The 16,937-nt window shown below is 56.3% G+C and carries 20 protein-coding genes; 9 read left to right on the forward strand and 11 right to left on the reverse strand.

The genetic code is table 11. The annotated features are described in order from the left end of the window. The 3 genes from VF639_RS02325 to VF639_RS25320 form a co-directional block, all read right to left on the reverse strand. The gene (locus VF639_RS02325; protein ID WP_331144268.1) at nt 1–3,234 is read right to left on the reverse strand and encodes a hypothetical protein; all 3,234 of its coding nucleotides are present in this window, start codon (nt 3,232–3,234) and stop codon (nt 1–3) included. Continuing rightward, the gene (locus tag VF639_RS02330; protein ID WP_331144269.1) at nt 3,218–4,099 is read right to left on the reverse strand and encodes a DUF4007 family protein; all 882 of its coding nucleotides are present in this window, start codon (nt 4,097–4,099) and stop codon (nt 3,218–3,220) included. Before VF639_RS02330 ends, VF639_RS02325 begins: the two co-directional genes overlap by 17 nt. A gap of 230 nt (nt 4,100–4,329) precedes the next feature. After that, nucleotides 4,330–4,455, reverse strand: a complete 126-nt coding sequence (locus tag VF639_RS25320; RefSeq protein ID WP_414654651.1) for an HNH endonuclease — start codon at nt 4,453–4,455, stop codon at nt 4,330–4,332. 14 nt (nt 4,456–4,469) lie between these two features. On the opposite strand from VF639_RS25320, the gene VF639_RS02335 reads away from it, so the two are divergent. Continuing rightward, nucleotides 4,470–6,341, forward strand: a complete 1,872-nt coding sequence (locus tag VF639_RS02335) for a DUF4209 domain-containing protein (protein WP_331144270.1) — start codon at nt 4,470–4,472, stop codon at nt 6,339–6,341. 42 nt (nt 6,342–6,383) lie between these two features. Here the strand turns inward: VF639_RS02335 and VF639_RS02340 are convergent, their stop codons facing one another. The 4 genes from VF639_RS02340 to VF639_RS02355 form a co-directional block, all read right to left on the reverse strand. Next, the gene (locus tag VF639_RS02340; protein ID WP_331144271.1) at nt 6,384–6,749 is read right to left on the reverse strand and encodes a hypothetical protein; all 366 of its coding nucleotides are present in this window, start codon (nt 6,747–6,749) and stop codon (nt 6,384–6,386) included. Nucleotides 6,750–6,796: 47 nt separating this feature from the next. Next, nucleotides 6,797–7,096: a hypothetical protein gene (locus VF639_RS02345; protein ID WP_331144272.1), complete on the reverse strand. Its 300-nt coding sequence runs from the start codon at nt 7,094–7,096 to the stop codon at nt 6,797–6,799. Between the two features lie 604 nt (nt 7,097–7,700). Further along, nucleotides 7,701–8,156 carry a M15 family metallopeptidase gene (locus VF639_RS02350; protein ID WP_331144273.1) on the reverse strand — a complete coding sequence of 152 codons (456 nt, stop codon included), beginning with the start codon at nt 8,154–8,156 and terminating at the stop codon, nt 7,701–7,703. Between the two features lie 13 nt (nt 8,157–8,169). Further along, a complete protein-coding gene (locus VF639_RS02355) occupies nt 8,170–8,448 on the reverse strand; it encodes a hypothetical protein (RefSeq protein WP_331144274.1) in 279 nt (92 codons plus the stop codon). Nucleotides 8,449–8,712: 264 nt separating this feature from the next. On the opposite strand from VF639_RS02355, the gene VF639_RS02360 reads away from it, so the two are divergent. Next, nucleotides 8,713–9,258 carry a hypothetical protein gene (locus VF639_RS02360; protein ID WP_331144275.1) on the forward strand — a complete coding sequence of 182 codons (546 nt, stop codon included), beginning with the start codon at nt 8,713–8,715 and terminating at the stop codon, nt 9,256–9,258. Between the two features lie 272 nt (nt 9,259–9,530). Here the strand turns inward: VF639_RS02360 and VF639_RS02365 are convergent, their stop codons facing one another. Next, complete coding sequence (locus tag VF639_RS02365; RefSeq protein ID WP_331144276.1) at nt 9,531–9,890, reverse strand: SLOG family protein; 360 nt, start codon at nt 9,888–9,890, stop codon at nt 9,531–9,533. A 166-nt stretch (nt 9,891–10,056) separates the two neighbouring features. On the opposite strand from VF639_RS02365, the gene VF639_RS02370 reads away from it, so the two are divergent. The 7 genes from VF639_RS02370 to VF639_RS02400 all read left to right on the forward strand — a co-directional run bounded on the left by VF639_RS02370 (nt 10,057) and on the right by VF639_RS02400 (nt 13,317). Further along, nucleotides 10,057–10,380, forward strand: coding sequence for a hypothetical protein (locus VF639_RS02370; RefSeq protein WP_331144277.1), 324 nt, complete (start codon nt 10,057–10,059; stop codon nt 10,378–10,380). Then, the gene (locus VF639_RS02375) at nt 10,373–10,768 is read left to right on the forward strand and encodes a hypothetical protein (RefSeq protein ID WP_331144278.1); all 396 of its coding nucleotides are present in this window, start codon (nt 10,373–10,375) and stop codon (nt 10,766–10,768) included. Before VF639_RS02370 ends, VF639_RS02375 begins: the two co-directional genes overlap by 8 nt. A gap of 67 nt (nt 10,769–10,835) precedes the next feature. After that, the gene (locus tag VF639_RS02380) at nt 10,836–11,027 is read left to right on the forward strand and encodes a hypothetical protein (RefSeq protein ID WP_331144279.1); all 192 of its coding nucleotides are present in this window, start codon (nt 10,836–10,838) and stop codon (nt 11,025–11,027) included. 57 nt (nt 11,028–11,084) lie between these two features. Further along, the gene (locus tag VF639_RS02385) at nt 11,085–11,399 is read left to right on the forward strand and encodes a DUF3846 domain-containing protein (protein ID WP_331144280.1); all 315 of its coding nucleotides are present in this window, start codon (nt 11,085–11,087) and stop codon (nt 11,397–11,399) included. Nucleotides 11,400–11,464: 65 nt separating this feature from the next. Continuing rightward, nucleotides 11,465–12,178: a hypothetical protein gene (locus tag VF639_RS02390; protein ID WP_331144281.1), complete on the forward strand. Its 714-nt coding sequence runs from the start codon at nt 11,465–11,467 to the stop codon at nt 12,176–12,178. Between the two features lie 80 nt (nt 12,179–12,258). Beyond that, nucleotides 12,259–12,957: a PD-(D/E)XK nuclease-like domain-containing protein gene (locus VF639_RS02395; protein ID WP_331144282.1), complete on the forward strand. Its 699-nt coding sequence runs from the start codon at nt 12,259–12,261 to the stop codon at nt 12,955–12,957. Between the two features lie 39 nt (nt 12,958–12,996). After that, a complete protein-coding gene (locus VF639_RS02400; RefSeq protein WP_331144283.1) occupies nt 12,997–13,317 on the forward strand; it encodes a YegP family protein in 321 nt (106 codons plus the stop codon). A 131-nt stretch (nt 13,318–13,448) separates the two neighbouring features. On the opposite strand, the gene VF639_RS02405 is transcribed toward VF639_RS02400, so the two are convergent. From VF639_RS02405 to VF639_RS02415, 3 genes are all read right to left on the reverse strand, one after another. After that, nucleotides 13,449–15,308, reverse strand: coding sequence for a YecA family protein (locus VF639_RS02405; RefSeq protein WP_331144284.1), 1,860 nt, complete (start codon nt 15,306–15,308; stop codon nt 13,449–13,451). A 170-nt stretch (nt 15,309–15,478) separates the two neighbouring features. Beyond that, complete coding sequence (locus VF639_RS02410) at nt 15,479–15,973, reverse strand: hypothetical protein (protein WP_331144285.1); 495 nt, start codon at nt 15,971–15,973, stop codon at nt 15,479–15,481. 93 nt (nt 15,974–16,066) lie between these two features. Then, the gene (locus VF639_RS02415; protein WP_331144286.1) at nt 16,067–16,813 is read right to left on the reverse strand and encodes a hypothetical protein; all 747 of its coding nucleotides are present in this window, start codon (nt 16,811–16,813) and stop codon (nt 16,067–16,069) included. Nucleotides 16,814–16,937 lie beyond the last annotated feature (124 nt).

Consider the following 16,937-nt stretch of genomic DNA (forward strand, 5'->3'; position numbering starts at 1 on the left):
TTATAGTTGCTCCTGTAACAGGCGGGCCAGGATTGCGAGGCTACGGGCTTTGTCTGCGCCTAGCAGCGCCCGGATTTCATTCTCTACGGCCACATCTGCAGCGCTGAGCTGTTTCGGCCGCCGAATGATGCGGGTTTGCTCCTTCTTTCCGAATGCCGCAATACCCAATCGAAAAATATCTTCTGTGTCAGAGTCAGGGTTGGCTTTCGCCAACTCGCACAGATTATCTAGCTCATGGATGCGCTGCTGAAACTCATCTTGGAATCTGCGTTCGTCGGCATCTTCAAAGCTGGTTAGTGTCTTGCCAAGCACACAGGTTGACATTGAGTTGAGCCACGATTCCCGGTCGTCCAGTTTCGACGTTACTCGGTCCTGGAACACGCGCAAGTCTGCCGGCACTCGGTGCTTTTCCAACCCCTTGAAACGCTCTTGAAGCCGCCGTTTGTAGTGGTCGAAGTCGACTGTTTTACCCACTACCTGGCTGCTGATAAACGCGTCCAGACGAGTTAACAAAGCCGGGTACGCTTGGCGCAGCCGAGCAATGTTTTCCTGTAGCGTTTTCACATACCGCTCCCGCGTGGCCGCGTCGCGCTGCAACTCAGGTAAGTTGAAACCTAGTGCTCCAGGAAATTTCTCGAAGAAAGCGGCTTCCGGGTCCTTCGCTTTAGATATGCTCTCGCGCAGGCGTTGCGTTGCTACTGGCAGGTTGCGGGTATGCTGCGCATAGGCAGTCAGCTGCTTATAGAAGGTCAGGAACGGCTTAATCGACTCAATGAAAGCAGCATTTGATACCCGTTCAGTTGCGCCTAGTTGCAACAGCTCCCGGTAGTCATTGAACAGTGCCAGCTTTTCGGGCAGCAGCGCAAATGCCTTAACCGTGTACAGGGTCGGACTCTTCGTAAAAAGGTCGACTACTTCCAAGCCTAGTTCCGGAATGTACTTGCCTTGTTCACCATATAGCGCAAACTCGTGGCGCTTCATGAACAGAAACAGCGGTACCCAGAAGTCTACAAAGCCTTGCTTTAGCTTTAGCGGCTTGCGTAGCAGCGTTTGCATCAACTCTGAAATCTTCAGAGGTCCTTCCTGTGACCGTTGCAAAAACTCTTCGCCTACCTGCCACAGTGCTTGGAATGAAGCATCAGTAGGAGGAGTTAACGTGTACTCACCATTAACAATCTGGTGCATCCCCGTCTCCTTCAGCAACGAGAGATAGATAGTCTTTTCAGGCGGAAAGTTCTTCGCTGGAAATCCTAGGTCGGGGTACTGCCAATTTTCAAACAGCGCCCGCATGAAATTCTTGCGGGCCGTTGCGATAGGGGATGATAGTTTAGTCTTGTTTACTAGTTCGCTGCGATAGGTAGGCGTAGCGGTGTAAACGTGTTCTGCTAGGTTTGAAAGACAGCGGTTGAATGCGCGTCGGCCTTTGAATTTGAGTTGTACTGGTCCAGTCGTAAACCATGTAATTGCCCCGTCCTGAGCGTATAAGCTGTCAATTACGTAGTGCCGAAGCAGGGACTTCTGGTGCTCTAAAATGCCGTTCAGTTCGCGCTTCGCTACTTTGTCGTTCAGGTTTTCATCGCGCACCTTGCGCACCTTATCAATCTCACGAATCAGCTTCTTAATCTCACCCGACCGCTCATAGATGCCATACAGCACAGCATCTTGCCGCGTGCCTACCGTCTGCTTTAGTTTGTCAAGCGTGAGCGTGTCCGAGAAAATCAGGTTAACAAACCCATCTACTTCTCCCTTGGGCTCGTCTAAAAGCGGCTCTTCCGTCATCCACACCTTGAAGATGCGTGGAGTACCCTTTTCAAAAGATACTTGCTTAGCGGCGATGTACGGGAAGCTGAAAAACTCCTGTAGCCGTGTGGCAACATCTGTAATCTGCTCTACTAAGTTGCCAGCTTCATCAATAGCCAGCTCAATATCAAGGTCGGTGCCCTCGAACAGAATGTAGCTGTTCTTATGAGGCACAAAGCGAATTAGCTTTTGCTGCTCCAATACTTGCAGCACTGGCGCAATCGTAGGTACGGCCAAGCTAGTTTGCGCGTAGGTTTCTAAAAACTCGGCGCTGAGTTCAGCCCCAGCCGGCGCGAAAATGGACAGCATCCCGATAGTCTTCACCAGCTGGTTAGCCGTTTCGAGTTCGGCGGGCTCACCAATGTGCTTTTCCAGTTGCTCCAGTGTGGACCGGATGATGGCCCACTGCGCAAAATGGGGGTTGTACTTCGACGTGAGTAGGGAGTAGTAGTGGAAGCTGAGGTAGTCATACACTCGGCTCAGGCTGAAGTAGGTGCCGCGGGCTGCGTGTTGCTGTAAGCCCAGGTAGTCATTCGAGCGGAGGAAGGTAAATAAGGAACGCTCGTTTTGCCCATACCGCTGTAAAGCCTGCACCAATACCGCCGCCGACAGCAAATCCATCGGCCACAGCTGTTGCTGCATTTCCGGCGAGAAGTAGTCACGCAAGGGGAACGCCTGAGCCTTTGCAATGGCCTCAAACAATCGGCTATTCGTGGGGGCATTCGGGGCCGTGTCCTGCTGCGTGGTCCCGAGCTGCTGAGCCGCCAGAAACAGCAGCTGCTCCACTGGCTCGTTAAACGTCAGTTCTTTCAGCCGGCCCTTCACCTTCTCCCATTCCTGGCGTTGGGTGCGCGTCAGTTCCAGCGCGTAGGCGCTAACGTCTTGGTGAACGGTCGTGAGCAACAGAATGTCCTTGCGCGAGTCGTTGATGTACTCCGCCAGCTCCTGAATGAAGTAAAGCTCCTCCTCGGGGTTTTCCTTCGCAGCGTATTCCAGAAACTTGCCGAACTCATCCACCACCAGCACCAGCGCCAACTTCTTTTTGGCTAAGCGGCGATATTCCTCATCGAGCGCGGCAATAATAGTAGAAGTAGGCGTGTCAGCCGTAGCCCCTGGTGCATAGTGCTGCGCCAGGGTTTGCTTCAGCGAAGCATACTGCCCCACAAAATGCTCAAAGTGGAACCCCTTGACATTTTTAAAGCCCGCTTCCAGCTTGAAGTATTCGTGCTGCTTGTTCAGCGTCTGCTGGAAAGCCCACAGAAAAGCTGATTTACCCGTCCCGTAGGCACCCACGATGTTGAAGCAGTGGATGCCCGAAAGGTAGTTGTTGATGAGCTGCCCAAATACCGTTTTGGCGTTGGGTGTGGGCAGATACGATAACTCCTGTGTGGCATCGCGGACGATGTTGACGGAAGGGCTAAACGGTCTGGCCATAATATTCTTCTAACACCTCAGCGAGGTTGATTTGGTCTTTTTTAACAGTCAGCACTCGGTTGCCCGCCGTGCTCGAATAGACGATGGCATTTGGGTAGTATGCCATCATTTCCTCAATCTTGTAAAACAGCCCTTTCTCGTTCAGGGCAAAAACCAGCCCAGGTGAGTCAGGCGCAACTTCGAGGTCGGTGAAGCTGATGCTTTCACCATATGCCTCATTTTCCAGGATTACCCGCAGCACGACCTGCCAGGGCAATTCGGGCCGCTCCAGGTTCTCGATGCTGTAGCGGATGCCATCATTCTTACTCACTACAAGCAAACCCAAGTCCTGCAACAAGCCCGTTGATTCCTCCTCAATATCCACCTTCCCCGATTCCTTGCCCGAGGGGGCGTAGGACCGCACGAACACCGTGATATCAGAGTCCAGGGTATTTTCATTTACCGGGCTGTTGCGCTCGGCGCACTTGCGGTTGATGAAGTGTTCCAGCTGCGTCCGGCTGAATGAGAAGCCTTCCTTGCGTAGCTCGTTGAAGACGTAATGGTAGAGGGAGGCCCGGCCCGTGCGTACTAGCAAATAGTGCAGGTACCAAAGGGTAGCGTTATCCTCAATGTAAGGGTCAAATCCGTCTTTGCTAAGCAGCTCGTGAGCTACTTTCTTGGGCGTGTCGCTTTCGTCGGTCATTCCGAACGCCCGCAGCCAATAGCGAATAGCCGTGACCATGTTTTTCCCGACTCCGAGCTTAACCACCGCGTCTTCGTCGGTGAAGCTGCCCCCGGCCTGAATGAAGTCGTAGCCTTTCTTCAGCCAGTTGTTTCGGCAGATGAAAGTATCGTGACCTTGGAATATAAGCCGGTCCAATAACATAGCAGTGTTTTTTATGCTAAGGTAACAGAAAGCCACCCTAAGCCCATGCTAAAACTAATGTTGTGAGCAAATAAAGTTGGCTAACTCCTGAAAATAATCTACTAAAATCACCCCTTTGCTAACGTACCTAGTTGTACTACAATCAACTTGCCCGAGCCATGGCCTGCCCGTCGTGTTTTAAGAATCCTTTTTACTCATACAGGCTTGCTCAACTTAACCGATTTTTGACTTTAACCAAGCCGCTGCCAGGTAGCCACTGACAGCACGTTAATTAAATTGCACCCAAAGCACAAAGTCTCTAGGTTGTCAATGCTTTTCGTGCCTTCATGTCCTTGCGGCCAAATTCGTTGCCTCATTCTACATCTCTTGTATGGACCCTCAGCCCATTACGCCCACGGCCTTCTCTACCGCCGCCGACCTAGCGCAGTTTCTAGACACCAATTGCCACAATTGGAACCCGCGTACCCACGACCGTGCCCTTGACGCGCAGTTAAAGGCTGCCACTTTTCCGGCCGAGTTGGCTCACCTAGTGCAGGCCGAACTGGTAGCGTTAGGGGTCTGGTTTGAAGGCACCACCGCCCGCCGCGAGTTCGAAGCCACCACTGACCAGGGCGAAACGGTTGGCTCTCCACTGCCCGCTGACCTCACCCCGCCACCCTACGACTATTACCAACAGCGCTTCGACCAAACCCCCAATCTCTACCTTAAAGCCCGCTATGGCCTGCTGCTGTGGAATGCTCCTGCTCCCTACAAGCGCCAGGACCGCCCCCGTGCCAGCCTAGACAGCCTGCTTACGGCCCTCTCCAGCGCCGACTGTACCAGCACCAAAGCCGGCCGCCGCGACTGCCTCGACATAATTCGCCAGCTCTGCGCACTAGCCACTGAATTCAAGTATCAGCATGATGCTGTGCGTGCTGCCGTGCTCGACCGCTATGCTGGCCGAGTGCCTTTCGAGCGCCAAAGTCGTCCCGCCCTCCTTCGCTTTATTGCCGAACATGGTAAACTGTTTCGCCCCGCCACCGCCGATATTCTCGAGTCCACCCGTTCTCTCTACACCGAACACCTTACTGCTGGCGATGCCTATTCTTGCCTTCTTCTGGCCCAGCTGGCAGCAAAAATAGCCCAAGGTGGCGGCCAGGACGTGCGCGAATGGCACCACAGACAAGGCCAGGCTAATGAAGCCCAGGGCGAAAAGCGCCTTAACGATGATTCCAATCTAGTGCCTAGCAAGTTCTACGCTGATGCAGCCCGCTCCTACCAGTTGGCCGGCGACGAAGCCGCTGAGCAGGCAGCCCTGCAAAAGGCCCAAGCCTTGAAAGACAAGATTCGCTTGGGTGCCCACTCAAGTCGCCTCGACCCCGAACAAGAGCAACTACTGAACGAGGACATCAAACGTAAAACTGCCGAGTTGCTAGCCCTCGACCCAGTAGATATTTTTGAGTGGTTCGGCATGGCTCCCGACGCTATTCCTGACTTCGCTGCAACGAAGGTCAACGCCACAAACCTTAAGTCGCTTTTCACCGAATTATTCTCGGTGATGCATATTGATGTAAACAAGAATTTTCAACACGGAGCAGAAGCTAGTGAGGGCCAGCCCCATCCCGAAAAACTGAGAATAGCTTACCAAAGCGCCATCACCTTTCGTCTATACTACCTGCATTCGATTCTTATAGAGGGTGTAAAAGCTGGCAAGCTCACCTTCGCCAACTTCCAAGATTTTTTGACTCAGCGCAGTTGGGTTGCACAGCCGATAAAAGCTCAAGACCTACAAGGCAACGAGTTTACCTACAATTGGCTGCCCTTACTGCTACCTGCCTGTGGTGAGTTTTTCAAGCAGCTCGACTTGGCTCTTGCCGGCGAAGAACAGCAAGTTTCCTTCGTACTCTGCCTAGATTCGCTGGTGCCGAAGATTGAAGCCCTTATGCGCGAGTTGCTGCAACTTACCGGCAACGCTACCGTTGCCACCGGCAGCAAAGCTGGTTTGCACGAAGTGTTTTTCGATGACTTGCTGAACAACCTCGAAAAAGCAGAAATGCTCACCGAAAGCGAGGCGCAGTTTTTTCGGTTTGTCTTCACTCCGGTCAGTCAAAACCTGCGCAACAACATTGCCCACGGCTATTATAGGCTGCCCGGTCAATACTCTTTCGAGAGCGCCCTACTCGTTTTTTGCGCCTTACTCCGCGTAGTTAGCTTCCCATTAACTCCGGTCGCCCCAAGCGAAGAAGCTAATTCAAGCGAGTAATTCTAGGTTAGACTTCTTATCCCATAGATTGAGCTTGTTGTGCTATGCCCGCTTCCGCTGCCGCTCCTTCAGCTGCTCCCAGCACCACGCCGCCGCCTCAAATGCTTCGGCTGACAGCGTGACCACCGAATACCGCACCCGGTCCCGCAGTATATAGTCTCCGATGGTGTCGTGGTGCCCCTGCCGGCGCATCTCGTCCGCTTGGCCCGGCTGCAACGCAAGCGCCAAGTGAATCTGATAACCGCCCGTCGGCGTGGTGATGACGCTAATGCGCCGGTTGTGCAGCCGCCGCGTAAAGCCGCGCCGGCTCTCGTATTGCGCTGGACTACCCGGCAGGTGCGCCGGGGGCGTGAGGTACTGCTTATGCCGTGGGGTTTGCGTTGCGGCTTTCTTTCGTGGGGTCTTCATAAAACAGGTTTAGTAAGTAAAAAGTCGGGTAACAGCTGCACGAGGCTTCACGCCACCAATTGCCCATTCCATTGCATAAATCCCTCGTCATTCGCCCGCGCCAACGCCACCCACACCACCGCCACGACGCCCAGCCAGCCTACCCGCTTCGCGTCATCATAGGCCTCCTCGAAGTAGCGCGTCGCCACGTACTTCACTAGGGCCGCCGTCACCGGCCGCTGGTCGAGCAGGGCGGGCAGCGCCAACCGCCACGGGGCGGCTTCATCCGGCCGTGAAATCTCGATTTCTCGCTCCAGCCCCGGCCGCTCCGCTATGAGCGCCCCGAGAACAAAGGTTGTGTTTCCCATTGCAGTACAGTAGAATAAGTGGGTGCTAATTGTCCGCTTTGCGCATATTTCTTACTTATCACGCTTCTCCTTAGCAGGAGGGAAAAGGCATAAGGGTATCCATCCCCGTTTCGGCAACAGGGCAGCAAATGAAGGCCAGTGATTATAAAGTGGTGTTTGGGGGTTATTGGGCTCTCCGTCTCATTGCTCCTGCCAGAAAAGAGGCGTCCGGTTGCAGAAGCATCAGCTGGTTCAAATCAGTCAACTCAAACTCATAGCCAGAAGCCGGTGATGGAAAGCCGCAGGGCAGTGGCATACCAACCAGCGGCAGGGAGGCGCTGAAAGCAGAGAATAGGCCGAACCGAGGATGGTTATGTGGTTCATACAGAAACTAAAATTGCGGCTCAAGCAATTTCTTTTGGTTAACAGGTGCAATTATACGGTCTTGCTAACTAATTTAGTTTACAGTGTGCTAAAGAAATTGTTTATTTTAAATGTAAGAGGTTGATAGAACGGTAACTAAATTTTATAACGGGTTCAAACAGCAGCTGCTCTGCCAACGCCTGAAGCCTGCCTCCTAAACCAAAACGAGCGGACCATCAGGCCCGCTCGTTTCGTTTTCACCCTACACCTCGAAATGCGGCCTGTCTTTGAACCTTGGCCAGTCGCCACCCCAATGCACCCGCGCATCAGCCGCTTTCATCAGCCGCGCAAACTTGCTCAGCAGCAGCCCCGACCACGAAAATTCCCCATCCGGCAGTAGAAACGCTACGTCCAGAGCCGGCGCGGGTAGCTGGTTATGCCTCGATTCGCCGCCGCGCTTGTAGGTCACCACCGGCCCCGGCTTGCTCCGGCCCTGCGCATACAGTTCATCCTGCCTCTCCGGCGACCGGTAGCACTCCGTAATGATGGGTAGCCCAGTCAGTCGCAACACCGGGTCACCCACCCACCGAGCCAGCGCGCGCGCATAGGCCGCGCCCAGGCTTGGCACCGCCTGCGCTAGCCGGGCCGTCTGAATGCGCTGTTGAACCCCGCTCAGCTGCGGCGCGGCCCTCACCGGCTTTGGTTTAGCAACTGGCAATTCAGTCGTCTTGCTACTCAAGCTCGCTGCCATTGCTTCGTTCGCTACCGACTGAGTTATTGGCGGTCGGCAAGGCTTCCGCTGGCACCTTCACCACTTCTTCGGGCCGCTGCAGGGCCTTGCGCACCGTCGCCCAAATCGTGACGATGGCCACCAAGGCCTGAATTATCAAGTGCCCGTAGTTCTCGATTTTCGTAGGGTCGGGCGGAACAAGCTCATGGCTGGCTACCTGACCGAGCAGAGCCGTTGCGCCGATTTGGGCCAGATGCCCGGCTTTCGTGCTGCTGAACATAGCTGAAATGTCTAAAAAAGTTGTTAGTCACTATTGACATTGCAAATCTACATACTTTAATCAATTTTGGTTGCATAAGCCCAAGGGTTGGTGTATTTCATTTAATTGTATTTTATTGAGTAGGCAAGAGGCAGGTGTTTTGATTCCCAGCAGTTGTGCGGCTCCCCAGCCCTTCGCTCCGCTACGGGCCGGGGCCAGGCTGTCCAGGGGTCCGCTTCGCTTCCGTGCTGCGCACCGCTCCCGTTGGTCGCGCCCTTCCCATCCTTGCCGCATTCCGCCGATTCAGTAGCTGCCCAGCGCAACATCGTTCCACGCTCCGGCCCGCCTCTCTCCACTCCCTTCGCCAACGCGGCGCTACGTTCCCTCCTTCGTTCCGTGCCTCCACTCATTCGCTCACTGCGCTTGCTATGGCTCCGGTCGCTTCGTTCGGCCAGCCTCCGCTACCACCAACCCACCACACCCGCCCGGCTCAATTCCGCTCCGTCGGCTTCGCTCTGCTGCGCCCACTGCGCTCCATTCGCCCGGCTCTGCCCACCGCCTCGATTCAACCGCTACAGGGCACCGCCGCCTGCCGCCCAGCCCAAGCACGGCCCACCCGGTGCATCAGGCCGCGGCCCCACGATACTTCAGCAGCTACTCCATACGCCAGCTCACCCAAGCGGCCAGCCTCCCGCTGGTCGGCCCACCGCCCCACCGCTAGCCCACCGCACTGCCACCGTGCCGCGCAGGGCCAGGAAAAAGGCCCCACGCCGCCCGTTGCCACCCTCTTTATTAGGTTGCGGACCGCAAAAGCCCGCCGCCCACGAGTAAAGCTTGCGTTCAAGCCACGCAGGCAGAAGCAAGGCCCGCTTCGCGGAGAGTTTCATGGGGAGTACCCCAAGCCCCCGCTACCATGCCCAGGCTCACAAAGCCCGGTCATCTGCCTCGGGTTCCGCAGTCTGAAAAAGGCCGCTACACCCTCATAAGGTGCCCTTCGGGCCGGCTCATTGGGGCCTAAAGGCCGGCCCCAAACCCCTGGCCAAGGCATCCAGGGTGTTTGGTCTGGTGTCCGCCTAGCGCCAGCTGGCCCGCCTAGTGCCGCCTCAGTCCAGGGGTAGCAGCTCATAGGTCCGCCCCAGCCGCCGCGCCGCCCGCAGCGTGCTCAGCGTGCCCTTGCTGCGTCCGTCCCATACCACCAGCACCAGCGCGGCCCGCTTCACTATCTCGGCGTTGCGCACGTGGGTAGCTGCTGTGGGGCCGTGGGTGGCATAGTCGGGCCGCAGTTCCACCAGCGGCACCCCGTTGGCCCGTGCCCAGGTTGCCGCCAGGGCGTCTACGCCGGCCGCGCCACCACTCACCACCTCCGCCGGCTCCAGTTCGGCCAGTCGCCGCGCCAGGGCTGCGCAGTTTTTCACGCCCCGGCTGCCTACCACTGCTACGGCCTTGTTTTTGTATTTTTCCATACTTAAAGATACGTAAAAATTAGTTGCTGTCATAGTATCTATTATAAAACTTTAGTTTGTTTATGTCGCTTTTAGTTGTATCTTTGTTTGGTAGTCGGGAAGGACCTAGCTACTCGCCCACCCGGAGGCCTACGGCGCGGGCACCCCACGGCTAACTCATACAGCCATGCAACCCAACCAACTTTTGCAGCTCGCTGCTGCCGCCTGGAAAGGCCCCGCCCTCTGCCCGTTCGCCGGCATTTGGGTTTCGCAGTCCGCCGCCACTTACGACCAGGGCGGCACCTCTTGGTATATCAGCCTCAAGCTGGCCCAGCAGCCTGCCGAAGGGCAGCCCCGCCCGGACTTCAAAGGCACTGGCAAGTGCCCGTTTCACGCGCTACGTGAGGCGTTTCGCTCCATGCGCGCCGCATATCCCGGCTACGCCTTCGTGGCCGTGTGGGAGGTAATGAAGGCGGAAGATGAGTTTGCCGGCATCCTCGCTCATGCCTAGCCTAGCCCTTGCCCCAGCCGCGCCCGTAGTGGGTGCGGCTGCTGCCAAGTGGGCTGCGTTGTGCGCTACCCTTGCCCGGCTGGAGGCTAAATATCCGCCCCGGCCCCAGGTAGCCCCGCAGCCTGTGCCAGCTCCCGTTTCGCCGGTTTCGGTAGCTGCCTCCGCCGCACTAGCCCGCACCCATTCAGCGCTGTTTGATGCCCGCGCCGCCAAATACGCCTTGCGTGAGGTGTATAGCCACCAGCCGGGCCGCTTTGCGCAGTTGCGCGCTGCCATCCTTCGCTGCCGTGAGGCCCAGGCCGCTTATGCCGCCGCTGCCGCCGCCTACTATGCCAGCCCCGCCGGTGCCGCTTTGCAGGCTGCCCGCGCCAAGTACGCCCGCTTGTAGCCACTAGGCCCGCGCCCGCCCGGCGCGGGCCACCAACCAAAGGACAGCGAAGCTAAGTCCTTTTTTCATGCAGTACGAACCAACCGAGGCCGAGCTAAACGGCCTCAGCGGCGATGAAATGGCCGCTGATGAAGCCCAGGCCGCTTACTACGAGCAGCAAGCCGAGTGGGAGCGCCAAGCCTACTACCACGAGCAGGAGCAAGAAGGGTGGGAGGACGGCGAATACGAGCAGATGATGTTCGAGGTCGAAGGCTACTAAAACTCATTTTCTAACCAGGAGCCGCCAAGCCGGGTGGCCCCACATCACCGCCCCATCATGCCCCAAACAGTTACTACTTATCAACCCCATTTGCTCGACCCGCACAGCGCCACGCCGCAGCCGGTCAGCCCCAAAAACGGCCGCAGCTTCAAGCTGGACGAGTTATACGCCCTGCTGGATTGCCAGCTAGTCGATGTGGTGCGCCTCACGCCCGAGTTGATTTTGATAATCGACGACGAGGGCAAGTTCCGCAACCCAGCCTACCTCAACCTGCTGGCTACCTACCTCTGGCACCAGCACCAGCCCGCCGCACGGGGCCACGATTCTATTGTGGGCCGCGCCATCCTCTGCCACGACAAGCAATTCAGATAGCCAACCGGCGAAGGGGCCGGCCGCTAACGGCCCCACTTTTTCACTCATCCCCAATCATTACCATCATGTCCATCAAAGCCAAACCCCAGCGCAGCGCTACCACCGAAGAAGTAGCGGCCCCCACCATGACCCTCACCAACTCGGCCGCCGCCCTACCCGCTTACCTCACCGAGAAGCTGGACGAGGCCACGGGCGAAGTCGTGCAGGTGTCGCGCTTCCGCTACCTGCCCGGCCACCCGCGCCAAGTCCGTTTCGACGCCAAAGCCGGCCAGTTCAACATCAACGGCACCGTGCCGTTGGGCAACTCGCTTTCCTTTATTCCGCTGGCCTGGCGCATTTTCCAGGATGACATTCTGAACATGGGCCGCAAGCTGTGGGCCGAGCTGTTTTTTGCCGATGACAAGGGCGCTATTTGCGCTGTGTTGTTTCACGGCTACAGCGTCGAAAACCTATATCGGCTCATTGAGCCGCTGTTTTACGACGACCTGACCCTGGCCGATGTGACGGTGAAAGTCACCGCCGAGAAGAAGCAGACCACGAAAGAAGGCAAGACCGCGACCTACTACATTGCCCAATTCAGCTACGAAGCCGCCGACGCGGCCGAGGTAGCTGCCCGCCGCGACTTCGCCCGTGACTTTCCCATCTGGCGCGCCGAAACCTATACCGGAGCGGCCGATATGCGCATCCAGCACGGCTACACTGTGCCCGCTGAGGACGACCCCAATAGCCCCAGCCCCGAGCCAGCTGCCGAGCCGGCTCCCTTGCCTCTCGCTGCCTAGCGGCACTGCGGGCCGCCCGACCAAATCAGGGCCGGGCGGCCCCATCTGGCTACTCCTCATTCCTTAATAATTGCCCCATCATGTTTCACGCCCTCACGCATCACCCCGACCTGACCCAGGCCCAGCACCGCGCCCTGTCCCAAGTCAGCAATACCGACCTATCAACCCTCAAAAACCGTCTTTTGGGCCAGCCCCGCCAGCTTAACCCCGTGGCGCTGTCCTATGGTAGTCACTTTCATACTGCCGTGCTGGAGCCCCCGCACTACGCGCGCACCGACGAGCGCGGCATCAAGTGGGCCGACCTGGAAATGCTAGCCCGCCAGGTGCGCCGCCAACGCTACTGCCGTGACCTGCTTTACCGGGGCCAGGCTGAACAGTCTTACACGGCCACCCACACCGCCACGGGGGTAGGGGTGAAGCTCCGTCCTGACTTGCTAGTGCGCAGCCGCGCCGGCCGCCAGCTCACGCTCATTGACTTCAAAACCACTAGCAGCCCCGACCTGCCCCACTTCCTAACTACCATCGAGAAGTACGACTACGACCGCCAAGCCGCCCTCTACCTAGACGTGCTCGGGGCCACGCGCTTCCTCATCATCGGCGTGCAGAAGAAGGCCCCGCACGACGTTTGGCGTGTCGAGCTAACGGCCACGCCCGGCCTCATCGAGCAGGGCCGTAAAAAGTACAGCACGTTGCTTCGGCATCATGCCCAACAAGCCCACCGCTTGCCCCAAGCTACCGCACCTCTGATAATAGCTGAACCATTGGCGCAGGCCGCCTAATTTGCTACCATTCCATTCATGCTTAACTTCCTTCTCCTCATGGCATCCTTTGAAATATTTGCGAAAAGCGGCCAGTTCTGGTACCGCCTACGCGCCAACAATGGTGAAATAGTGCAGTCCAGCGAGGGTTACACTGCTAAAGCCAGCTGCGAAAACGGCATCCGCGCCGTGAAAGCCAATTGCCAGCCCAGCCGCTTCGAGTCCTTCTTCACCGCTGGCCAGTACGGTTTCAACCACGTTGCCGCAAACGGCGAAATCATCGGCCGCAGCGAAAAATACACCACCGCTCAATCTCGTGATAATGGCATCCAGGTAGTGCTGCGCGAAGCCCCCGAGGCTCGCATACAGGACCTGAGCTAACAGCTTATGCCCACCGACTTTTCCATAAAGAAGCCCGCTAGCAAGCTGCAAGCGGGCTTCTTTATTTGTCACGTTAGCTTGAAATCTGTTGCATGGTGGAGCGCATGAAAGGCTTCTCATCCATGCAATGACTACATGCCATGGCATTTCTTGTACTTGATACCAGAACCGCAAAAACAGGGGTCGTTGCGTCGCATCTTCTTGCGAATATCGACTTGGCCCTGTTCGTCTACAAAGACTGGCTGGCCAGCCTTCAGGCTTTCGCGCAGGTTCATCATGACCGGTTTGATAACCTTATGATTTGGAGCCGGCGCACCAAGTTTTAGATGGTCGTGTAAATCGTCAAAAAAGTCGGAGTATCCCGGATTTAACTGTACAAAATCAGCTCCTTGTTCGCGGCCAATGTCTAATCTGTCGTGATGAATGAATGCGCCGACAAATTCCAACTCGTCGCTACCCAGCACACGGCCGTGCACCTGCTCACGTTGGCGCAGGTACTGCTTTAGCTTATCAAAATCCCAATTGAGAAAAGACCAGGCATCAGCCATTGCTTCTAAATCCCAGATGTTGACCGCCCAGGGGTACGGCTCCGCTGGCTCTTTTTCAAGCAGTAAGCTTAGGTTAGTTGCCAGATGTCCGAAGTCATCCCGAGTCAGGCAGATACAAAAGCATTCCGTGTGAATCTGTGGATTCAAGGTAGTGACTAGTGCACCCGCTTTATCATAAAGCGCGACAGTTTCACCGGCATCTAGACGCCGCCGTATCCGGGCTGCTTGCTCAAAACCTTTTTGAATCCCAGTATCTTTTCGGAAGCTTTGCCTTAACCGCTCATAAGCTCTCTCCGGAAGGCGGGAAGGCTCGATGGGCGGACTTGCCTTTGCTTCAACTATCAGCACTGTGTCATTCAGCACAATAAGCAAATCATGCTCATTGTGTGCCTTTGGGGTTTCATAGACCGAACTGAAAATCTGTGCATCAGGACCTACCAATCGTTTGAATTGAATTAGCCCCTCTTGTTCCAGCACCTTATCCCGGTGTTTGAAGACACTTCTGCGGGCCGGGCTATTGTCCAACGCTACCTCGCAGGCCCGCAAAATTGCCTCAAACAGGTTATTCGCGGAAGGGCAGCTGGCATATTGCTCATCAAGGACCACCAGCGGCTTAAAATCGAAGACCGAATCTTCAGTAGGATACTCCAAGGGAAGCCCCTGCCCACGGCCGATGGCATAATGCGCCCAAAAGGCGTCGGCCTGCTCCGGAAATGCTGCTTGCAATTCGGCGCGTGCAATTTGGCCCTGCCGGGGAAAACGCGAAAAATAGCCGTCCAGTATCGGGTAATGCTCCCGCATAAACTCCGGATAGTCGGGGTCATCGCGGCGTAGAAAGTCCCCGCTTTTAAAAAACCGCTTCTGCTCGCCTTCTAATTTGGGCTGAAGCTGCTCCATCACCCGGATATTATCTTGGATAGTTTCCGCAACAAAGGTCATCATCCGCAAAGAGTCACTGGCCGATATACCAGTCGCCGCCACCAGTTCCGCATCGAAAGGCACGCAGTAATCTTTAATACGAGCCCTAATTTGCTCTCCGGTCGCAATGAGACTGGTATTGAAATAATGCAGAAAGACCGGTCCCGCTACCCTGCGGGTATGCCACCATTCCTCGCCCTGCTCGCCCGGTTTATCGGGTAAGAAAAGCTGCTCGTATATGCCAAAGGCATCGTTGAGCAGGCTGATACATTCTTCCCATTCCGCAGAACCAAATTCTTCCGGTTCGGCAGGTTCCTCCGTAGCTAGCAGCAGGCCCAACAGAAATGCTTGCTGCCGGGCCGGCGAATGCAGCCGGAGCGCATTGGGCCTTTTCCGGTCTTCGCTACCCAAGAACCTCATACGTGAGAGGTATATCATTCCGGTAACTTCCGAGGTAGCCGAAGCAGCCATCAGCTGCTTCAAAGCTGTAACGCATTTTTCGAGTTCGGTATTAATATCAGTCACGTGGTTTAGCCTCGGCGAACTATTGGTTTTATGCTACAGCTTCGGTACCGGAAAGGTATTTATACCAAGACGACCTAGGAAGTGAGCTACTGATTAAAGTAAACAAAAAAAGCCCGCTGGCAACTTGCCAGTGGGCTTTTTGATTTAGTATTAGTAGAGGAAGTTAGTCGCTAGTTGCTCACCGTCTCCTGCAGACTTGGCACGGCTGAATCAGTCGTAGCCGTTTCAGCCTCTGGTAGCACAACCGGCGCGGGAGCTGCTTTTACAGCCGAAGCCTTCGCTGTCTGCGCCGGCGGTGTATTGGGCGTACCCGTCACCAACTCCCCAAACAGCGGGTCATTAGGCAATGGCTGTCCGCCGTTGCCATCCGGCACCTGGTTGAACAATACCACTTCCTCGCCGGGCGTGCTTTGGGCCAAATGGTCCTCCAGCACTTCCTGCCCGCTGTTGGCGTGCAGTGCCTGCGTGAGCAGGGTGTAGGTGCTCACGTCCACGTTGTAGAGCTGGTTCAGCGCGTTCATCTGCATGGCTGCGTCTTCGGCCGCGCCGATGGCATCCGAGAGCAGCTTGGTATAGCGCCGGGCCTTCTGGTCTGCTTTGGCCCGTAGGCTGATAGCGCGCTTCATGCGCCGCTTGAATTGAGCTTGATAGGCCGTAAGTGCCATGATAAAAAGATGTTGAAAAGTGGAAGAGAAGTAGATAATGAAAAACGGCCAGCCGCTGCCGGCTGGCCGTTTCAGGTTCGAGGATGCCCAAGGCTAGGCCACGTACTCAATGGCCAGCGGGTTGGTGCTGTTGTTGTTGAGCGGGTAGAACTTGCCGTTTACCTGCTGGTAGAAGTTGATGCCCACTACGCCCACCACCAGGTTAGCCGCAGGCGGAGCCGCCGGGAAGCTGGCTACCAGCGCTTGGTTGGCTAGCGCCACGCTGTTTACCGCCAAGATGCCTAGCGGAGCCGCCACCACAGCATTCGTGAAGGTCAGGGCCTCCATGTCCACCGACGATACCGCGAATACCACCTCGAAGTGAGTCGTCCCCTGCGGAGCGGCAATGTCGCTGGCCGGATTTAGGCTCGGGATGGTCATCGTCACATCTGCACCGTTGCCGGTTACCTCATACGGGAAGTACATCGTCTGACCGATGCCCGCCCCCGCGTTGAAGTTGAAGCCAAGCAAGGGCGCCGAGTTGCTGGCGTCGAATACCCGTAGGCCCCGGTCGTTGGTGTCGTCGAGGCCGATGACTTCGCGCATCAACTTGGTGAGGCGCGAGGCTACGCGGCTGTCGCTGGCCGAGGCAATGGCCACGCGCAATGAATCACGCACCGCCTTGCTATACTTGGCTGCCTGGCCAAATTCCGCCGTGTTCTCCCGAGTACGGGCCATGCTAGCCGCTGTCAGGTACTTGGCTTTGTTGGAAGCCGGCTTTTGCCGGATGCTTCCGTCTTTGGCAAATACGAGGCCCCCTACGGTGCCCTGAATGCCCAAAATGCCGGTTTGTTGAGCCATAGTAAAAAGAAATTGATGAAGTGAATGATTTTAATTGTCGTTCAGAGTGCGTAAATAGCCCTGTGCGCAATTGTGAACCAAAATTCATCTACTATTTTTGACTAACCAAGCCTCGCGCCCGAAC

The organism is Hymenobacter sp. (assembly GCF_036387835.1).
Lineage (GTDB): Bacteria > Bacteroidota > Bacteroidia > Cytophagales > Hymenobacteraceae > Hymenobacter.

Bases quoted from the DNA above. Each gene is read 5' to 3' on its own strand.
- VF639_RS02325 (WP_331144268.1), bottom strand. From the start codon at position 3,234: ATGGCCAGACCGTTTAGCCCTTCCGTCAACATCGTCCGCGATGCCACA.
- VF639_RS02330 (WP_331144269.1), bottom strand. From the start codon at position 4,099: ATGTTATTGGACCGGCTTATATTCCAAGGTCACGATACTTTCATCTGC.
- VF639_RS25320 (WP_414654651.1), bottom strand. From the start codon at position 4,455: ATGAGGCAACGAATTTGGCCGCAAGGACATGAAGGCACGAAAAGCATT.
- VF639_RS02335 (WP_331144270.1), top strand. From the start codon at position 4,470: ATGGACCCTCAGCCCATTACGCCCACGGCCTTCTCTACCGCCGCCGAC.
- VF639_RS02340 (WP_331144271.1), bottom strand. From the start codon at position 6,749: ATGAAGACCCCACGAAAGAAAGCCGCAACGCAAACCCCACGGCATAAG.
- VF639_RS02345 (WP_331144272.1), bottom strand. From the start codon at position 7,096: ATGGGAAACACAACCTTTGTTCTCGGGGCGCTCATAGCGGAGCGGCCG.
- VF639_RS02355 (WP_331144274.1), bottom strand. From the start codon at position 8,448: ATGTTCAGCAGCACGAAAGCCGGGCATCTGGCCCAAATCGGCGCAACG.
- VF639_RS02365 (WP_331144276.1), bottom strand. From the start codon at position 9,890: ATGGAAAAATACAAAAACAAGGCCGTAGCAGTGGTAGGCAGCCGGGGC.
- VF639_RS02370 (WP_331144277.1), top strand. From the start codon at position 10,057: ATGCAACCCAACCAACTTTTGCAGCTCGCTGCTGCCGCCTGGAAAGGC.
- VF639_RS02375 (WP_331144278.1), top strand. From the start codon at position 10,373: ATGCCTAGCCTAGCCCTTGCCCCAGCCGCGCCCGTAGTGGGTGCGGCT.
- VF639_RS02380 (WP_331144279.1), top strand. From the start codon at position 10,836: ATGCAGTACGAACCAACCGAGGCCGAGCTAAACGGCCTCAGCGGCGAT.
- VF639_RS02385 (WP_331144280.1), top strand. From the start codon at position 11,085: ATGCCCCAAACAGTTACTACTTATCAACCCCATTTGCTCGACCCGCAC.
- VF639_RS02390 (WP_331144281.1), top strand. From the start codon at position 11,465: ATGTCCATCAAAGCCAAACCCCAGCGCAGCGCTACCACCGAAGAAGTA.
- VF639_RS02395 (WP_331144282.1), top strand. From the start codon at position 12,259: ATGTTTCACGCCCTCACGCATCACCCCGACCTGACCCAGGCCCAGCAC.
- VF639_RS02400 (WP_331144283.1), top strand. From the start codon at position 12,997: ATGGCATCCTTTGAAATATTTGCGAAAAGCGGCCAGTTCTGGTACCGC.
- VF639_RS02410 (WP_331144285.1), bottom strand. From the start codon at position 15,973: ATGGCACTTACGGCCTATCAAGCTCAATTCAAGCGGCGCATGAAGCGC.
- VF639_RS02415 (WP_331144286.1), bottom strand. From the start codon at position 16,813: ATGGCTCAACAAACCGGCATTTTGGGCATTCAGGGCACCGTAGGGGGC.